Genomic DNA, 509 nt, shown 5'->3' with positions numbered 1-509 from the left:
GTCGCGGTCGCCGAGACAGACGCCGAGCCCCACGTCCGCCCGCTCGTAGCGGGCGGTCGCGTTGAGCAGCGTCGAGAACTCGCTGGCGTCCCGGAGTTCGGTGCCGACGGGCTCATCGCTGAGGACGTACGCCGTGCTCACGAGCCCGTCGATCTTTTTCGCGGGGACGCCGCTCGAGACGGCTCGCCGGACGAGCGCGCTGGCGACGGTCCGTTTCTCCTCGTTCGTGAGTCCGGCCCAGCGCCGCCAGTCGCCGTCGCGTTTCAACTCGAGGTCGAGCCCGTCGAGGAACCGTAGCGCGCCGCTCGAGTCGTTCGAGATGCCCGGAATGTGAACGTCGGTCGCGTACTCGAGCAGTTTGGGGAGCGGCCGGGTCTGTTTCCCGTACAGCGCGAGGTCCTTGCCCGTCTCGAGGACGCCGGCGTCGACGCCCTCTTCGACGATCGCCGCGTTCGCGCCGTGGAGTTCGCCGCCGGCGGCCTGCATGTCGCCCACGGCACCGACGACCG

The 509-nt window shown here is 70.3% G+C and carries 1 pseudogene; it reads right to left on the bottom strand.

Annotated features, from left to right (window positions below):
• Nucleotides 1-509 (bottom strand): annotated as a pseudogene (locus PGX04_RS01010) (recombinase RecJ); the annotation flags it as partial.

The organism is Natrinema soli (assembly GCF_028618695.1).
The sequence above is the reverse complement of the archived record's forward strand: the minus strand, read 5'-3'. Positions and strand labels throughout refer to the sequence as shown.